12 protein-coding genes are annotated in these 15628 nt (G+C 71.2%); 3 read left to right on the top strand and 9 right to left on the bottom strand.

Going from position 1 to position 15628, the window contains the following annotated elements; translation table 11 throughout:
• Positions 1-59: 59 nt before the first annotated feature.
• The 3 genes from RLT58_RS27525 to RLT58_RS27515 form a co-directional block, all read right to left on the bottom strand.
• Positions 60-944 carry a hypothetical protein gene (locus tag RLT58_RS27525; RefSeq protein ID WP_311313056.1) on the bottom strand — a complete coding sequence of 295 codons (885 nt, stop codon included), beginning with the start codon at positions 942-944 and terminating at the stop codon, positions 60-62.
• Between the two features lie 4 nt (positions 945-948).
• Positions 949-1566 carry a papain-like cysteine protease family protein gene (locus RLT58_RS27520; RefSeq protein WP_311313055.1) on the bottom strand — a complete coding sequence of 206 codons (618 nt, stop codon included), beginning with the start codon at positions 1564-1566 and terminating at the stop codon, positions 949-951.
• Positions 1567-1802: 236 nt separating this feature from the next.
• On the bottom strand, positions 1803-3005 hold the full coding sequence (locus tag RLT58_RS27515; RefSeq protein WP_311313054.1) for an IS110 family RNA-guided transposase: 1203 nt from the start codon (positions 3003-3005) through the stop codon (positions 1803-1805).
• Positions 3006-3217: 212 nt separating this feature from the next.
• On the opposite strand from RLT58_RS27515, the gene RLT58_RS27510 reads away from it, so the two are divergent.
• Positions 3218-4144: a hypothetical protein gene (locus RLT58_RS27510; RefSeq protein ID WP_311313053.1), complete on the top strand. Its 927-nt coding sequence runs from the start codon at positions 3218-3220 to the stop codon at positions 4142-4144.
• Between the two features lie 15 nt (positions 4145-4159).
• Here the strand turns inward: RLT58_RS27510 and RLT58_RS27505 are convergent, their stop codons facing one another.
• Complete coding sequence (locus RLT58_RS27505) at positions 4160-4588, bottom strand: Rieske (2Fe-2S) protein (RefSeq protein ID WP_311313052.1); 429 nt, start codon at positions 4586-4588, stop codon at positions 4160-4162.
• 184 nt (positions 4589-4772) lie between these two features.
• Entirely contained in the window at positions 4773-7823 is a 3051-nt protein-coding gene (uvrA, locus tag RLT58_RS27500) for an excinuclease ABC subunit UvrA (RefSeq protein ID WP_311313051.1), read from the bottom strand.
• Between the two features lie 175 nt (positions 7824-7998).
• Between uvrA and RLT58_RS27495 the strand changes: the two genes are divergently transcribed.
• Together RLT58_RS27495 and RLT58_RS27490 are read left to right on the top strand one after the other, a co-directional pair.
• Positions 7999-8688, top strand: a complete 690-nt coding sequence (locus RLT58_RS27495; protein WP_311313050.1) for a maleylpyruvate isomerase family mycothiol-dependent enzyme — start codon at positions 7999-8001, stop codon at positions 8686-8688.
• 10 nt (positions 8689-8698) lie between these two features.
• Positions 8699-9355, top strand: coding sequence for an MBL fold metallo-hydrolase (locus RLT58_RS27490; RefSeq protein WP_311313049.1), 657 nt, complete (start codon positions 8699-8701; stop codon positions 9353-9355).
• Between the two features lie 12 nt (positions 9356-9367).
• Here RLT58_RS27490 and RLT58_RS27485 read toward each other — a convergent pair whose 3' ends face one another.
• The 4 genes from RLT58_RS27485 to uvrB all read right to left on the bottom strand — a co-directional run bounded on the left by RLT58_RS27485 (position 9368) and on the right by uvrB (position 15608).
• On the bottom strand, positions 9368-10378 hold the full coding sequence (locus tag RLT58_RS27485; protein ID WP_311313048.1) for a TerC family protein: 1011 nt from the start codon (positions 10376-10378) through the stop codon (positions 9368-9370).
• 252 nt (positions 10379-10630) lie between these two features.
• A complete protein-coding gene (locus RLT58_RS27480; protein ID WP_311313047.1) occupies positions 10631-12595 on the bottom strand; it encodes a TerD family protein in 1965 nt (654 codons plus the stop codon).
• 167 nt (positions 12596-12762) lie between these two features.
• The gene (locus tag RLT58_RS27475; RefSeq protein WP_311313046.1) at positions 12763-13341 is read right to left on the bottom strand and encodes a TerD family protein; all 579 of its coding nucleotides are present in this window, start codon (positions 13339-13341) and stop codon (positions 12763-12765) included.
• Between the two features lie 131 nt (positions 13342-13472).
• A complete protein-coding gene (uvrB, locus tag RLT58_RS27470; protein WP_311313045.1) occupies positions 13473-15608 on the bottom strand; it encodes an excinuclease ABC subunit UvrB in 2136 nt (711 codons plus the stop codon).
• Between the last annotated feature and the right edge of the window lie 20 nt (positions 15609-15628).

Raw genomic sequence — 15628 nt, 5'->3', positions numbered from 1 at the left:
ACGGGTTGGGGGCACGTGTCCCGGGGCCCGGGGTCTTCGGGTGCGGGCGGGGCCCGCCGTCACCCCTCCCCGCGGCGGCGGCCGCGGTTGCGCAGGGCGGTGGCCCCGCACAGGGCGAGTACGGCGACGGCGCCCGCCGCGGCCGCCCCGGAGGTGGCGGTCAGGGCGGTGGACGGGCCGGTGTCCGCCGCGATGGCGGGCCCGGACCGCGCCGCCGCGGCCTTCCCGCCCTTCTCGTCGGTCGCGCCGGACGGTCCGTAGCCGCCGGCCCGGCCGGAGCGGGCGTACGCGGAGCCGGGCAGCTTGTCCGCGTACGCGGCCCGTACCCGGGTGCGGTAGGCGGCCAGCGTGGTCCCGTCGGCGCCGACCGCGCGGACGGCGTCCTGGTCCAGTGGGAGCACCCGGCCGCCCTTCTGGACGTACCAGGCGTCGATCTGGGGCTCGCGGAAGACGAGGCCGCCGGGCAGCTTGCGGGCACCGGCGGCGGCGTAGCGGCTCTCGTCGTCGCCGGTGGCGATGTTCACCACCTGCCAGCTCCCGTCCCTGCCCGGCTCGGGCAGCGTCCACAGGGACGCCTTCTGGCCGTCCGAGGAGACGGCGGTGCTGGCCAGGTAGTCGAGGTCGGCGACGGGCGCCCCCGGTTCACCGGCGACGAAGTCGGCGGACAGGGTGCGGACCGGCACGGCCGCGCCCTCGATCCGTGGGGCGGCGGCCGCCTTGGTGACGGCGCCCTCCCGGGCGAAGAACCGGGACAGGGTGTCCAGGGTGGTGGCGTCGGTGGCCGCCTCATGGGCCGCCGCCAGGGCCGAGGGGGTGGCCGAGGGGCCGGTGGCGGCCGCGGCCTGCGGGGCGACGGTCAGCAGGGCGGCGCCCGCCAGCACCCCGCTCGCGGCGAGGGCGGCGGCGAAGGGGCGCGCGCCGCGCACGGTACGGGTGGAGGTCATGCCGTCACGCCCCGATCCGGTAGAGCGAGTGGGTCCAGGAGAACTCGCTGTTGTTCACGTACCAGGCGTGCGAGGCCCAGTTGTAGCGGTTGCTGGAGGGCCAGGGATCGCCCCAGTAGACCCAGCTGTTGGCGTCGTCGTAGCCGTACAGGACGTGCATGTGGCCGCCGCCCGAGGACCACTGGATGCGGGTCTCCACCGGCCGTCCGGCGGCTATCTCGGCCTGCACGGCGGGATAGCGCAGCCAGCCGGTGACGTACGAGCCGGGGTTGATGCCGGCCCAGTACAGACCGTCCTGGACATTGCCGAGCGAGGCCTGCGAGTTGGGGCAGTCGTAGCCCTGCGCACGGCCGAAGGCGGCGTTGCAGAACTGGTTCTGGGTGTAGTTCCGGCCGAACCAGGCGGCGATGGTGTTGCCGGAGGCCGCCCAGCACCAGTTGCTCTTCTGCTGGGCCTGCATGGTGATGTTCAGCCGCTGGGTGGCGGCCAGGGTGCCCGTCGCGGCGGAGGCGGTGCGGTCGTGGCCGGCGGCGGTGGCGGTCGCCGTGGGTGCGGCGAGAAGGAGGACGGCGAGAACGGCTGTCACCGACAGCCGTCCCGGCCGGATTCTTCGGTTGCGCATGGCGTTCCTCCCGGGGCGGGGGGTGGGGGTTCCGAGGAGCGCGTCCGGACGCTGTCGAGGAGCATCAACCGTTGTCGGGAGCGGGTCAACACGCTTCAATGCGGGGGAACAGCGCGGTGTGAACGCCGGGGGTGCTCGCGTGAACGCGTCCCCCTGGCCACCTGCGGTCCGGCACCCGTCGGCGCGGCCCGGCCCGCGCGCGTCGTGAATGTTCACCTGGAGTCTCAATGACGAAGTCAAGCCGCCTGCGTGACCGGCGGGGCGGAGGTGAAGACTCGCCCGTCACGCAGCAGGGCCCACAGCACGCTCGCTCGTCGGCGGGCGAGAGCGATGACGGCCTGGACGTGCTTGCAGCCCTCGCCGCGCTTCTTGAGGTAGAAGTCCCGGTTCGGTCCCTCACGGATGATGCTGGTCTGCGCGGAGAGGTAGAACACCCGTCGCAGGCGTCGGCTGTAGCGCTTGGGCCGGTGAAGGTTGCCAGTGCGGCGTCCGGAGTCGCGGGGCACGGGCACCAGCCCCGCCGCCGAGGCCAGATGGCCGGCGTCGGCATAGGCTGCGAGGTCACCGGCGGCGACGACGAACTCGGCCCCGAGTATCGGGCCCATGCCGGGCATCGACTCGATGATCCCGGCTTGCGGATGGCTGCGGAAGGTGTCGCGGATCTGCCGGTCGATGTTCTTGAGCCGGTCGTCCAGGGCCAGGATCTGAGCGGCGAGATCGGCCACGATCTGGGCTGCGGCGTCCTCCCCGGGCAGCGCGGTCTGCTGGGCCTGGGCCGCCTCCAGAGCGGTGGCCGCGACCGCGTCGGCTCCACGAACACTGCGGTTGGCGAGCCAGGCCGTCAGCCGTGCCCGCCCACGTCGACGGATCGCGGCCGGGGTCTGATATCCGGTCAGCAGCACCAGGGCACCCTTGTGGGCCGAGTAGTCGAAGGCCCGCTCCAGCGCGGGGAAGACGCCGGTCAGCACGTCGCGCAGGCGGTTGATCATCCGTACCCGGTCGGCAACCAGGTCCGAGCGGTGGGCAGTCAGCAGCGCGAGGTCGGCGGCAATCTGGGCGGGCACGTCGATCGTGGCGAAATCCCGGCGATGACGGGCGGTCTCGGCGATGACGTAGGCATCGCGGGCGTCCGTCTTCGCCTCGCCCCGGTAGGCGCCGGACATGCGGTTGACGGTGCGGCCGGGCACGTAGACGGCCCGCTGGCCCTGCGCCGCGAGCAGGGCCAGCAGCAGCGCGGAGGACGTGCCGGAGATATCCACCGCCCAGCGGACCTCATCCGCCAGGCCGAGGATCTCACCGAGCGCGGTCAGGATCGCCGACTCGTCGTTGTCGACCTTCTTCGACCACAGCGTCGCGCCGGTCTCGTCGACCACGGCCGCCCAGTGGTGGCCCTTGCCGGCATCGATACCGGCCCAGACCTGGGTCTTCCGCTCGCTCACGTGCCCCTCCTCGCATCCCACCACATGCCGTCGGCCCGAGGAACACCCCGCTGTCATCTCCGTAATCAGCGACCGCACACAGCGCGCACATCTCAATCAGCAGCCAGGGCGCCCCGGAGAGCCGGACGGCCACTCCAGGGAAGCCACTGACGGCAAGAACCCATAAGCCACATCCGGCCCTCCCGGACCACCCAACAACTTACGGAGGACCCATGCAGCACACCGAGGCCGAACTGGCGCAGGTGCTGCACACCGGCCCGTTCCACCTGGCCCTGCGCACCGCGCTCTCCGTGCGCGGGCTGCCGCTCCAGCGGGTCCAGCACCATCTGGCGCACCGGGGGGTCAAGGTCGGGGTGACCAGCCTGAGTTACTGGCAGCAGGGGGCCCGGCGCCCGCAGCGTCCGGAGTCCCTGCGGGCCGTGAAGGCGCTGGAGGAGGTGCTGGAGCTGCCGGGGAACTCGCTGCTCGCGCTGCTGGGCGCCGGGGAGCCGCGCACGGAGGCGGACCGCCCGCCGGCCCGCTCGTACCGCTCGCTGATGGAGACGTCCGGCTCGGTGGAGCGGCTGCTCGCGGCGATGGAGTCACCGGCGGACGGCGGGCTGCACACGGTGGGGCACCAGGAGCGGGTACGGATCGGGCCCGGCCGCCAGATGCAGTTCCGGAGCTCGCAGCACGTCGTGCGCGCCCATCGCGACGGGGTGGACCGCTATCTCGCCGTGTACCGGGGCGATCCGGGGTGCGATCCCTCGCGGGTCGGGGTGAGCGCCCGGGAGAACTGCCGCACCGGACGGGTCCGCTGGGACGCGGAGACGGGGGTGCTGGTGGCGGAGCTGCTCTTCGACACCCGGCTGCGGGCGGGCGAGACGTACCTCTTCGGCTACGGCTTCGAGGACGGCACGGGCGGGCCGTGCGGGGAGTACGTGCGCGGCTTCACCTTCGGCGGCGGGCAGTACGTGCTGCAGATCCGCTTCGACGAGGAGGCGCTGCCGGTGCGGTGCCGCCGCTTCGCCCAGGTGTCGGCGGGGGCGCCGCGCGGGGCCCGGACGGATCTCACGCTCACCGGCCGGCACCGGACCGTCCATCTGGTCGAGCAGGGGGTGCGGCCCGGTCTGGTCGGGATCGACTGGGACTGGGAGTGAGGGGCCGCGCCGGGCTCAGGCCTCGGGGCCCGCGATCAGCTTTCCGCCCTCGACCCTGACCGGGACGGAGGGCAGCGGCACGGTCGCCGGGCCGTGCACGGCCTTGCCGGTCGTCGTGTCGAAGAGGCTGCCGTGGCAGGGGCAGTGCCCCTCGTTCTTCTCGACCCGGTCCAGCAGGCAGCCCGCGTGGGTGCACTGGGCGCTGAACGCCTTGAACTCGCCCTTGGCCGGGCAGCTGACGACGACGCGCTGCTCGCGGTAGAGCTTGGACTGGCCGACGGGGATCTCGTCGGGTGTGCCGAGCTCGACGGGTGCGGTGGGGGTCGGCGTCTCGGCGTGCCCGAGCTTCGAGTCGGTCGAGCAGGCGGCCGCACCCAGCCCGGCGACGCCCGCGAGGGCGGCACCCTTCAGCACGGTGCGGCGGGCGGCGGGCTGGCCGGACATGCGGTCTCCACGGGTCAGAGGTGCGGCGGGGTGCCAGGGATGCCCGAGGTCACTGAGGCATCGGTGACGTAACCGACGATACCGGCGGAGACGGACGCACCCGCGCGCGGGCGGGTCCGGCGCGCGACGCGGCGAGGTGGCGGCCCCCGGCGGGGCCGCCACCTCGCATCGCGTGCTCCCGGCGTCAGGCCTTGCGGGCGCGGGTCGCCTTCTTGGCCGCGGGCTTCTTCGCCGCGGCGGTCTTGGCGGTCTTCGCCATGGCCGCCTTCGCCGTGGTGGCCTTCGCCGCCGTCTTCCTCGCGGGGGCGGACTTCGCGGCGACGGTCTTCTTCGCGGCCGTCTTGCGGGTGACCGGCTTGCGCGCCGCCGGCACCGCGGCCTCGCTCACCCGGTCCGCGTCCAGAATGCCCTGGAGGAACTTCCCGGTGTGGCTGGCGGGAACACCGGCCACGTACTCCGGGGTGCCCTCGGCGATGACCAGACCGCCGCCGTTGCCCCCTTCGGGACCCATGTCGATGACCCAGTCGGCGGTCTTGATGACATCGAGGTTGTGCTCGATGACGATCACCGAGTTGCCCTTGTCGACAAGCCCGGAGAGCACCTTGATCAGCTTGGAGATGTCCTCGAAGTGCAGACCGGTGGTCGGCTCGTCCAGGACGTAGACCGTGCGGCCGGTGGAGCGCTTCTGGAGCTCGCTCGCCAGCTTCACGCGCTGGGCCTCGCCGCCGGAGAGCGTCGGCGCGGACTGGCCGAGCCGCACATAGCCGAGGCCGACCTCGTTGAGCGTGCGCAGATGGCGGGCGATGGTCGGGACGGCCTCGAAGAACTCCAGGCCCTCCTCGATCGGCATGTCCAGCACCTCGGCGATGGACTTGCCCTTGTAGTGGACCTCCAGGGTCTCCCGGTTGTAGCGCGCTCCGTGGCAGACCTCGCACGGGACGTACACGTCCGGCAGGAAGTTCATCTCGATCTTGATCGTGCCGTCGCCGGAGCAGTTCTCGCAGCGGCCGCCCTTGACGTTGAAGGAGAACCGGCCCGGCAGATAGCCGCGGACCTTGGCCTCCATCGTCTCCGCGAACAGCCTGCGGACGTGGTCGAAGACACCCGTGTACGTCGCCGGGTTGGACCGGGGCGTACGGCCGATGGGCGACTGGTCGACGTGCACCACCTTGTCGACGAGGTCGTCCCCGTCGACCCGGGTGTGCCGGCCGGGCACCGACTTGGCGCCGTTCAGCTCGCGGGCCAGGTGGGTGTAGAGGATGTCGTTGACCAGCGTCGACTTGCCGGAGCCGGAGACCCCGGTGACGGCGGTCAGCACGCCGAGCGGGAAGGAGACGTCGATGTCCCGGAGGTTGTTCTCCCGGGCGCCGTGGACCGTGAGCAGCCGCGAGGGGTCGACTGGGCGCCGGACCTCGGGCATCTCGATCGACTTCTTGCCGGTCAGATACTGGCCGGTGATCGACTTGTCGTTGGCCAGCAGCTCCTTGAGCGATCCGGAGTGGACCACCTTGCCGCCGTGCTCGCCGGCGCCGGGGCCGATGTCCACGACCCAGTCCGCGACCTTGATGGTGTCCTCGTCGTGCTCGACGACGATGAGCGTGTTGCCCATGTCGCGGAGGCGGACCAGGGTCTCGATCAGCCGGTGGTTGTCGCGCTGGTGCAGGCCGATGGACGGCTCGTCCAGCACGTACAGCACGCCGACCAGGCCGGAGCCGATCTGGGTGGCGAGCCGGATGCGCTGGGCCTCACCGCCGGACAGGGTGCCCGCCGCGCGGTTCAGCGAGAGGTAGTCCAGGCCCACGTCGACCAGGAACTTCAGCCGCTCGTTGACCTCCTTGAGGACGCGCTCGGCGATCTTCTTGTCACGGGCGTTCAGCTTCAGCCGGCCGAGGAACTCGGCGCACTCGCTGATCGACATCGCGGCGACCTGGGCGATGGACTTCTCCATCACCGTGACCGCGAGGACGATCGGCTTGAGCCGGGTGCCCTCACAGGTCGGGCAGGGCACCTCGCGCATATAGCCCTCGAAGCGCTCCCTGCTGGAGTCGCTCTCGGCCTCCGAGTGCCGCCGCTTGACGAACTGGACCGCGCCTTCGAAGGAGGGCGTGGTGTAGGCGCGCTCGCGCCCGTACCTGTTGCGGTAGCGGACCTCGGTCTGGATCTTGTGGCCGTGCAGCAGGGCCTTCTTGGCGCGCTGCGGCAGCCCGGCCCAGGGGATGTCCGTACGGAAGCCGAGGGCTTCGGCCAGCGCGTTGATCTGGCGGCCGAAGTACTCCTTGGTGTGGCCGTGCGACCAGGGGTGGATCGCGCCCTCGTCGAGGGACTTGTCCTCGTCGGGGACGATCAGCTCCGGGTCGACCTCCATGCGCGTGCCGATGCCGGTGCAGTCGGGGCAGGCGCCGAAGGGGGAGTTGAAGGAGAAGGAGCGCGGCTCCAGCTCCTCGAAGGAGAGGTCGTCGTACGGGCAGTAGAGGTGCTCGGAGTACATCCGCTCGCGCTCGGGGTCGTCCTCGGGGAGGTCGACGAAGTCGAGCACGACCATGCCGCCGGAGAGGCCGAGCGCGGTCTCGACCGAGTCGGTCAGCCGGCGCTTGGCGCTGTCCTTCACCGTGAGCCGGTCGATGACCACCTCGATGGTGTGCTTCTCCTGCTTCTTGAGCACGGGCGGCTCGGAGAGCTGGACCGTCGCCCCGTCGACCCTGGCCCTGCTGTACCCCTTGGTCTGCAGATCGGCGAAGAGGTCGACGAACTCGCCCTTGCGCTCGCGCACCAGCGGCGAGAGCACCTGGAAGCGGCTGCCCTCGGGCAGGCCGAGGACCTTGTCCACGATGGCCTGCGGCGACTGGCGGGAGATCGGGCGGTGGCACTCGGGGCAGTGCGGCTTGCCGATCCTGGCGAAGAGCAGCCGGAGGTAGTCGTAGACCTCCGTGATGGTGCCGACCGTCGAGCGCGGGTTGCGCGAGGTCGACTTCTGGTCGATGGAGACGGCGGGCGACAGGCCCTCGATGAAGTCGACGTCCGGCTTGTCCATCTGGCCGAGGAACTGCCGGGCGTACGAGGAGAGGGACTCCACGTAGCGCCGCTGGCCCTCGGCGAAGATCGTGTCGAACGCGAGCGACGACTTGCCCGACCCGGAGAGTCCGGTGAAGACGATGAGGGAGTCGCGGGGGAGGTCGAGCGAGACGTTCTTGAGGTTGTGCTCGCGAGCGCCACGGACGATGAGACGGTCGGCCACGCCGGTCCGCACCTTTCTAGAGAGAAGCGGGGGAACTGAGCCCCTGTCCCAGGGTATGGGGGGCGCCACAGCGGTGTACGGAGCTTTCGACTCCGAGCGTATAGCACGCGCATTCGAATTACGGACGGCTGATGACTCCTTCACCCGAATGAGTGGCGGGGCTAGGCTCGGCCCCATGAATGATCACGTGCACGACCTCGCAGCACTGCGTGAAGCGACGGATCGACTGCTCAGCGCCACCGGGAAACTGGACGACGTCGCACTCGCCGAACCGTCACGGCTGCCGGGCTGGACCCGGGGTCATGTCGTCGCGCACCTCTCTCGTAACGCCGACGCGCTCGTAAATGTTCTCCGAGGCCGGCCGATGTACGCAGACAGCGAAACCCGCGACCGCGACATCGAGCGTGACGCGCCCCGGCCGCGGGCCGAGCAGCTCGCCGACCTGGCCGCGAGCGCGGACCGCTTCCAGGACGCGGCCGCCGCACCGGCGGACTGGTCACGCACGGTGGCGCTGCGCAACGGGGTGACGGACTCGGCCTCCCGGGTCCCCTTCCGCCGCCGCATCGAGGTCGAGCTGCACCACGTGGACCTGGACGTCGGCTACGAGCTGGAGGACCTGCCGGACGAGTTCACCGCGCGGGAGATCGACTTCCTCGCCGAGCGCTTCGCCGGGCACCCCGACGTGGTGGCGACGGTCGCGACCGACGACACCGGCCGGTCCTGGACGACCGGCGGCGGCGCGGCGGGCGGGCCCGTCACGGTGCGCGGCACGGCGTCCGGGCTGCTCGGCTGGCTCAGCGGACGGCGGGACGGCTCCGCGCTGACCGCCGAGGGCGGACCCCTTCCGGCGCTGCCCCCGCTATAGGCTGAGACGTATGACGTACAGCGGAGCGGTCAGGGTCGGCGGGCCTGCGGATGTGCACGAGTTGACGGATCTGATGATCTCCAAGGTCGCCGTCGGCCCGATGAACAACAACGCCTACCTGCTGCGCTGCCGGGCCTCCGGCGAGCAGCTGCTGATCGACGCGGCGAGCGAGCCCGCGACCCTGCTCCGACTGATCGGTGACGACTCGATCGTCTCGGTCGTCACCACCCACCGGCACGGCGACCACTGGCAGGCGCTGGGCGAGGTGGTCGCGGCCACCGGCGCCCGCACCTACGCCGGGCGGTACGACGCCGAGGGCATCCCGGTCCCGACCGATGTGCTCGTCGAGGACGGCGACACGATCCGGGTCGGACAGGTCGCCCTGACCGCCCGCCATCTGACCGGGCACACCCCGGGGTCGATCGCGCTCGTCTACGACGACCCGCACGGCGCCCCGCATCTGTTCACCGGGGACTGCCTCTTCCCCGGCGGGGTCGGCAACACGCACAAGGACCCCGAGGCGTTCGCCCGTCTGCTGCACGATGTGGAGACCAGGCTCTTCGCCCCGCTGCCGGACGAGACCTGGGTCTACCCGGGCCACGGGCACGACACCACGCTGGGCGCCGAGCGCCCGCAGCTGCCTCAGTGGCGCGCCCGCGGCTGGTGACGGCGGCGCCGCTCAGGCGTCTATGCCGGCGCCCTTGTCTGCGGGGTCGGCGGCCTTCCCCGCGTCCTCGCCGTCCGCCTCGGCCCGCTTCTTGTTGGCGATCAGACTGGTGATCGTGGTGATCACCAGCACCCCGCAGATGACGCCGAGCGAGACCGGGATGGAGATCTCGGGGACGTGCACCCCGGACTCGTGCAGCGCGTGCAGCACCAGCTTGACGCCGATGAAGCCGAGAATGACCGACAGCCCGTAGCTGAGGTGGACCAGCTTCTTGAGCAGCCCGCCGATCAGGAAGTACAGCTGCCGCAGCCCCATCAGCGCGAAGGCGTTGGCGGTGAAGACGATGTACGGGTCCTGGGTCAGGCCGAAGATCGCGGGGATGGAGTCCAGCGCGAACAGCACATCGGTGGTGCCGATGGCGAGCATGACCACCATCAGGGGCGTCAGCACGCGCTTGCCGTTGTTACGGATGAAGAGCTTGGTGCCGTGATAGCGGTCGGCGACACCGAAGCGGCGCTCGATGTTCTTGAGGAGCCGGTTCTCCTCGAACTCCTCGTCCCCCTCGTCGGCACGCGCCTCCTGGATGAGCTTCCAGGCGGTGTAGATCAGGAACGCGCCGAAGATGTAGAAGACCCACGAGAAGTTGGCGATGACCGCGGCGCCCGCGGCGATGAAGATCGCTCTCAGCACCAGGGCGATCAGCACCCCGATGAGCAGCACCCGCTGCTGGAGGTGGGAGGGCACCGAGAACTTCGCCATGATCAGCACGAAGACGAAGAGGTTGTCGACGCTCAGCGACTTCTCGGTGATGTAGCCGGCGAAGAACTCGCCCGAGGCCTGGGTCTCGCCGAACACGAGCAGACCGAGCCCGAAGAGGGCGGCCAGGACGATCCAGACGATGGTCCAGATGCCGGCTTCCTTGGTCGACACGTCATGGGGCTTGCGCCCGATGAAGAAGTCGACGGAGATGAGGGCGCACAGACCGAGAATGGTCAGCGCCCAGAGGGTCCATGAAACGTCCACTGCGCCTCCGGCAGTTCGCTACGGCTACTGATCAGCGTCGTCGCTGCCGGAGGTCTCTTCCACCCGGGCGCACGGGATGCGCGCCTGGGCCGACGCCCCGGGACCGGTCACAGTCCGTACTGACGGGAACGCCGCGTATGGGAGTACTCCCCTCCGCTCCATGAACAGTACAGGGAATACCAAGGAAAGGTAAAGAGAAGGCTAAAGGATCTCCAAAAGGCCAGCTGGGAAGAGGTGCGGACGGATGCGGCCTCAGCGGTGACCGGTGCGGCGGGCGGAAGCCACCTGGGCCAGCACCTGCTCCAGGACCCTGCTGCCCGGCGGGGTCGCGAGCGGTTCGTACGTCCATGCGTGACCGACCCACGGATCGGCCAGATGGTCGTCGGCGACCGGAGTGATCCGCAGCAGCGACCGCCACAGCGGGTCGAGCACCGGCCCGTAGGCGGAGGCGTCCGCCCGGTCGGCGACCATCAGGAGGTGGACGCCGACGGCGGGCCCCTCGTCGGCGAGATAGCGCAGCTGGGTGACGGCACGGTCGTCGAAGCCGTGCGGGAAGTCGTTGACGATCAGCAGCTGCTCGGCCGGGTCCAGATCGGGCGGCAGCGAATCGGCCGCACCGGCCCGGATCGCCATCTGCACGAGGTCGACGCGCCGGGTGAGATGGGCGAGGACCGAGGCCACTCCCCCGGGCCCGGACGCGGGCGGCCCCGAGAGCACCCCGGATGCGACCAGCGGGGCGAGCGCGGTGGCGGCCGAGCCGGCCGGGTCGATGACATGGACCGAGAACTCGTTCGGCGGGTAGACGGCGAGCAGCCGGGCCGCGTGCAGGACCGCGCTCTCCATGGCCAGGCGGCGCAGCGTGTCCGTGTCGGTCAGGGCGGCGGCCTCGGAGGCCGTTCGGCCGCTGTCGATCCAGATGCCGCGCTCCAGCGGCAGCCGCACCAGCAGCGGGATGCGCAGGGCGACGCTCTCCGGGAGATGGAGGTCGCCGATCCGCAGGGCCATGGGGATCTCCATCGGGACCCGGTAGCCGTGCCAGACGGGGTTGTCCCAGCCCGCGTACGCGGCGGGGAGCGCGGGCTCGACCACGGCGGACTCGGCGGCGAGCTGGGCGAGGTCGCGGTCCAGCGCCTCACGGGCCCGGCCGGTCAGCTCGTCCCGCTTGGCCCGGGCCTCCGCACGGGCCCGGTCGCCCGCGCCGCCGATCCGGCTGCGCGGGTCGGACAGGGTGCGCTCCAGCTCCTGGTCCATCCGGGACTCGGCGAAGTCGACGGCGCTGCGGTACGCGGCGGCGGCCCGGGCCAGGTCCTCGAACATGCCCCAGATCTGGTTGTAGAGGCGCTCGTCCATGGACCAGCCGGTGGCGTCCCCCGCGACGGGCTGGGCGGGCTGCCCCGGCTGCGCGGGCGGCGCGGTGGGCGGGGGCGGCGGGGGCGTGGAGGTCTGGCGGCGCGGGTGCGCGTAGTCGACGGGGCCGCCCGGGGCCGCCGGAGCGGCGGGCTGCGGGGTCGCGGGCGGCGGGGTGGCCGAGCCGGGCAGGGGCGCCGGCTGCGGGGTCGCCGGAGGGGGGACGGGCGGCTGCCCGCCACCCGTCGCGGGGGCCGCGGTCTGCCTGACCCGGTCCCCCTCCGGGGTGCGGGGCGGCGGCGGGGCCACGGAACGGGCCAGACCGCGGGCGACCGCTTCCTGGATCGACCCGGCCAGTTCGGCCGCCCCGTCCAGGCCCTGGTCGGCGAGCATCGCGGCGAGGCCGCCCGCATAGCCCTGGCCGACCGCGCGGACCTTCCAGGCGCCCTGCCTGCGGTAGAGCTCCAGGGCGGAGACCGCGGACTCGCTGTCCAGGCCGGTCAGGGTGAACGTGGCGATCTCGCCGCCGTCGAGGCCGGTCACGGCGACGAAGGGCGAGGCGACGGCCCCGAACCTGGCCGGGCCGCCCGCGCCCAGCGGCAGGGCCAGCAGCACCGTGACCCGGTGCACCTCGGCGGGCAGGGCGTCGAGGTCGACGGCGAGCCGGTGCTCGGAGGCGGCCTGCCGGGACACCTCCAGACCCGGCAGCTGCGGCGAGCCGGGGTGGGCTATCCACTCCACCCCGCGCACCGTGCCGCGCTCGTCGCCGAGCGTGGCACCCGCCACGACGGGCGCTCCGGCCGATACCCGGATCTCCAGTCGGGTCTGGGGCAAGGTGTGGTTCTGCCCCCGGACCAGCTCGGCCGTCATTGCCCTGTCCCCTCGACGAGTTACTGCCGCGATGCGGTGTTCCGATGTGGTGCCGTCCCGTGCGTCCGTACGCACGGGACGGCGTTGTGATGCGGTGCAGCTCCCGGCGGCCGATGCCTCCGGGAGCTGCGCGTGTCGCGATGCGGACCTGTCGGGTCCGGCGCCGCCTACAGGTGGGGCAGGATCGCCGGCATGAGGTCCTGGAAGGTGCGGCCGTTGGCCGGGGTGCCGAGGGCGGTCATCTGCCACCCGTTCCCCGCGCGGTGCACCTTGGCCATGATCTGGGCGGTGTACTGCCCGCCGCCGTCCAGCGTGTAGCGGGCGAGCTCCTGGCCGTTGGTCTCGTCGACGATGCGGCAGAAGGCGTTCTGCACCTCCTGGAACGTCTGGCCGGTGAAGGAGTTCACCGTGAAGACGATCTGGTCGATGTGGACCGGCACCCGCTGGAGGTCCACCAGGATCGCCTCGTCGTCGCCGCCCGAACCGGCGCCGCCGACCAGGTTGTCCCCGGTGTGCCGGACCGAGCCGTCGTCGCTGGTGAGGTGCCGGAAGAAGACCACGTCGACCGGCTGCTTGTCGGCGAACAGGACCGCCGAGGCGTCCAAGTCGATCTCCCGGGTGCGCGAGCCGAACAGACCGCGGCGCGGCGCCGCCTGCCAGCCGAGCCCCATCCGTACCGCGGTCAGGGTCCCCCCGTCGCTCTTCTGCAGGCTGATGGCCTGACCCTTGGTCATATTGACCGTCACGCGCTGTCCCCTCTCCGCTGTCCCCGCAACCGTCCTTGCGCGGTTTCCCAGCACCCTACGCAGTCACGCCACCGGCGCAGAGGTTCCGGGCCGTTTTGTGTCGGTCCTGCAACACACCGGGCGCAGCCCGGTCAGGCCAGCCCCGCTTCCCTCATCTGGCGCAGCTCCTTCTTCAGTTCCCCGACCTCGTCGCGCAGCCGGGCGGCGACCTCGAACTGCAGGTCGGCGGCGGCCGCGCGCATCCGGTCGGTCATCTCCTCGATGATCCCCGCGAGTTCGGTGGCCGGGCGGTCGGTGACCGCCGTCCCGGCCTTGCCGGCCCTGCCGGCCTTCGCCGCCTTGCCCGGCGCGGCGTCGATGCCCAGCGTGGGCACCGGGGTCTTGGCGCCCTTCGCCTGGCGGTAGCCGGTGCCGAGCAGCTGCTCGGTGTCGACCTCCTCGCGCGCGATCGTCGCGACGATGTCGTTGATCTTCTTGCGCAGCGGCTGCGGGTCGAGGCCGCGCTCGGTGTTGTAGGCGATCTGCTTCTCGCGGCGGCGGTTGGTCTCGTCGATAGCCTGCGCCATCGCCGGGGTGATCTTGTCCGCGTACATATGGACCTGGCCCGACACGTTACGGGCGGCGCGGCCGATGGTCTGGATGAGCGAGGTGCCCGAGCGCAGGAAGCCCTGCTTGTCGGCGTCGAGAATGGCCACGAGAGACACCTCGGGCAGGTCGAGGCCCTCACGGAGCAGGTTGATGCCGACCAGGACGTCGTACTCGCCGGAGCGCAGCTCCCGCAGCAGCTCGATCCGGCGCAGGGTGTCGACGTCGCTGTGCAGATAGCGGACCTGGATGCCGAGCTCCAGGAAGTAGTCGGTGAGGTCCTCGGACATCTTCTTGGTGAGGGTGGTGACGAGGACTCGCTCGTCCTTCTCGGTGCGCTTGCGGATCTCGTGCACCAGGTCGTCGATCTGGCCCTCGGTGGGCTTGACGACGACCTCCGGGTCGACCAGGCCGGTGGGGCGGATGATCTGCTCCACGAAGCCCTCGCCCCGGGAGAGCTCGTACTTGCCGGGGGTGGCGGAGAGGTAGACCGTCTGGTCGATCCGGCCGAGGAACTCCTCCCACTTCAGCGGGCGGTTGTCCAGGGCGGACGGCAGCCGGAAGCCGTGGTCGACGAGGGTCCGCTTCCGGGAGGCGTCGCCCTCGTACATCGCGCCGATCTGCGGCACCGTGACGTGCGACTCGTCGAGCACCAGGAGGAAGTCCTCGGGGAAGTAGTCGAGGAGGGTGTTGGGCGCGGTGCCGGGGGAACGGCCGTCGAAGTGCATCGAGTAGTTCTCCACGCCGGAGCAGGTGCCGATCTGGCGGAGCATCTCGATGTCGTACGTGGTGCGCATCCGCAGCCGCTGGGCCTCCAGCATCTTGCCCTGCTTCTCCAGCTCGGCCAGCCGCTGCCCGAGCTCCTGCTCGATGCCCGTGACGGCCTTCTCCATGCGCTCGGGTCCCGCCACGTAGTGGCTGGCGGGGAAGACGTGGAGGGACCGGTCCTCGCTGATGACCTCGCCGGTGAGCGGGTGGAGGGTGGAGAGCGCCTCGATCTCGTCCCCGAACATCTCGATCCGGACGGCGAGCTCCTCGTAGACCGGGAAGATCTCGATGGTGTCGCCGCGCACCCGGAAGGTTCCCCGGGTGAACGCCAGGTCGTTGCGGGTGTACTGGATCTCCACGAAGCGGCGCAGCAGCTGGTCGCGGTCGATCTCGTCGCCCACCTTGAGCTGGACCATCCGGTCCACGTACTCCTGCGGCGTACCCAGGCCGTAGATGCAGGAGACCGAGGCGACCACGACGACGTCGCGCCGGGTGAGCAGCGAGTTGGTCGCGGAGTGGCGCAGCCGCTCGACCTCCTCGTTGATCGAGGAGTCCTTCTCGATGTAGGTGTCCGACTGCGGGACGTACGCCTCGGGCTGGTAGTAGTCGTAGTACGAGACGAAGTACTCGACGGCGTTGTTGGGCAGGAGCTCGCGGAACTCGTTGGCCAGCTGGGCGGCCAGCGTCTTGTTCGGCGCCATCACCAGCGTGGGGCGCTGCAGCTTCTCGATCATCCAGGCGGTGGTCGCCGACTTTCCGGTGCCGGTCGCGCCGAGCAGCACGACGTCCTTCTCACCTGCCCGGATGCGCTTCTCCAGCTCGGCGATGGCCGCCGGCTGGTCGCCGCTGGGCTGGTAGGGACTGACGACCTCGAAAGGCGCCACCGAACGTTCGATCTTCGAAACGGGCCGCATGCAACCACCGTACGACCCCC

Origin of the sequence: Streptomyces sp. ITFR-16, from assembly GCF_031844705.1 — a bacterium.
In the GTDB taxonomy this organism is placed as follows: Bacteria; Actinomycetota; Actinomycetes; order Streptomycetales; family Streptomycetaceae; genus Streptomyces.
This window is presented reverse-complemented; position numbering and strand designations above follow the sequence as displayed.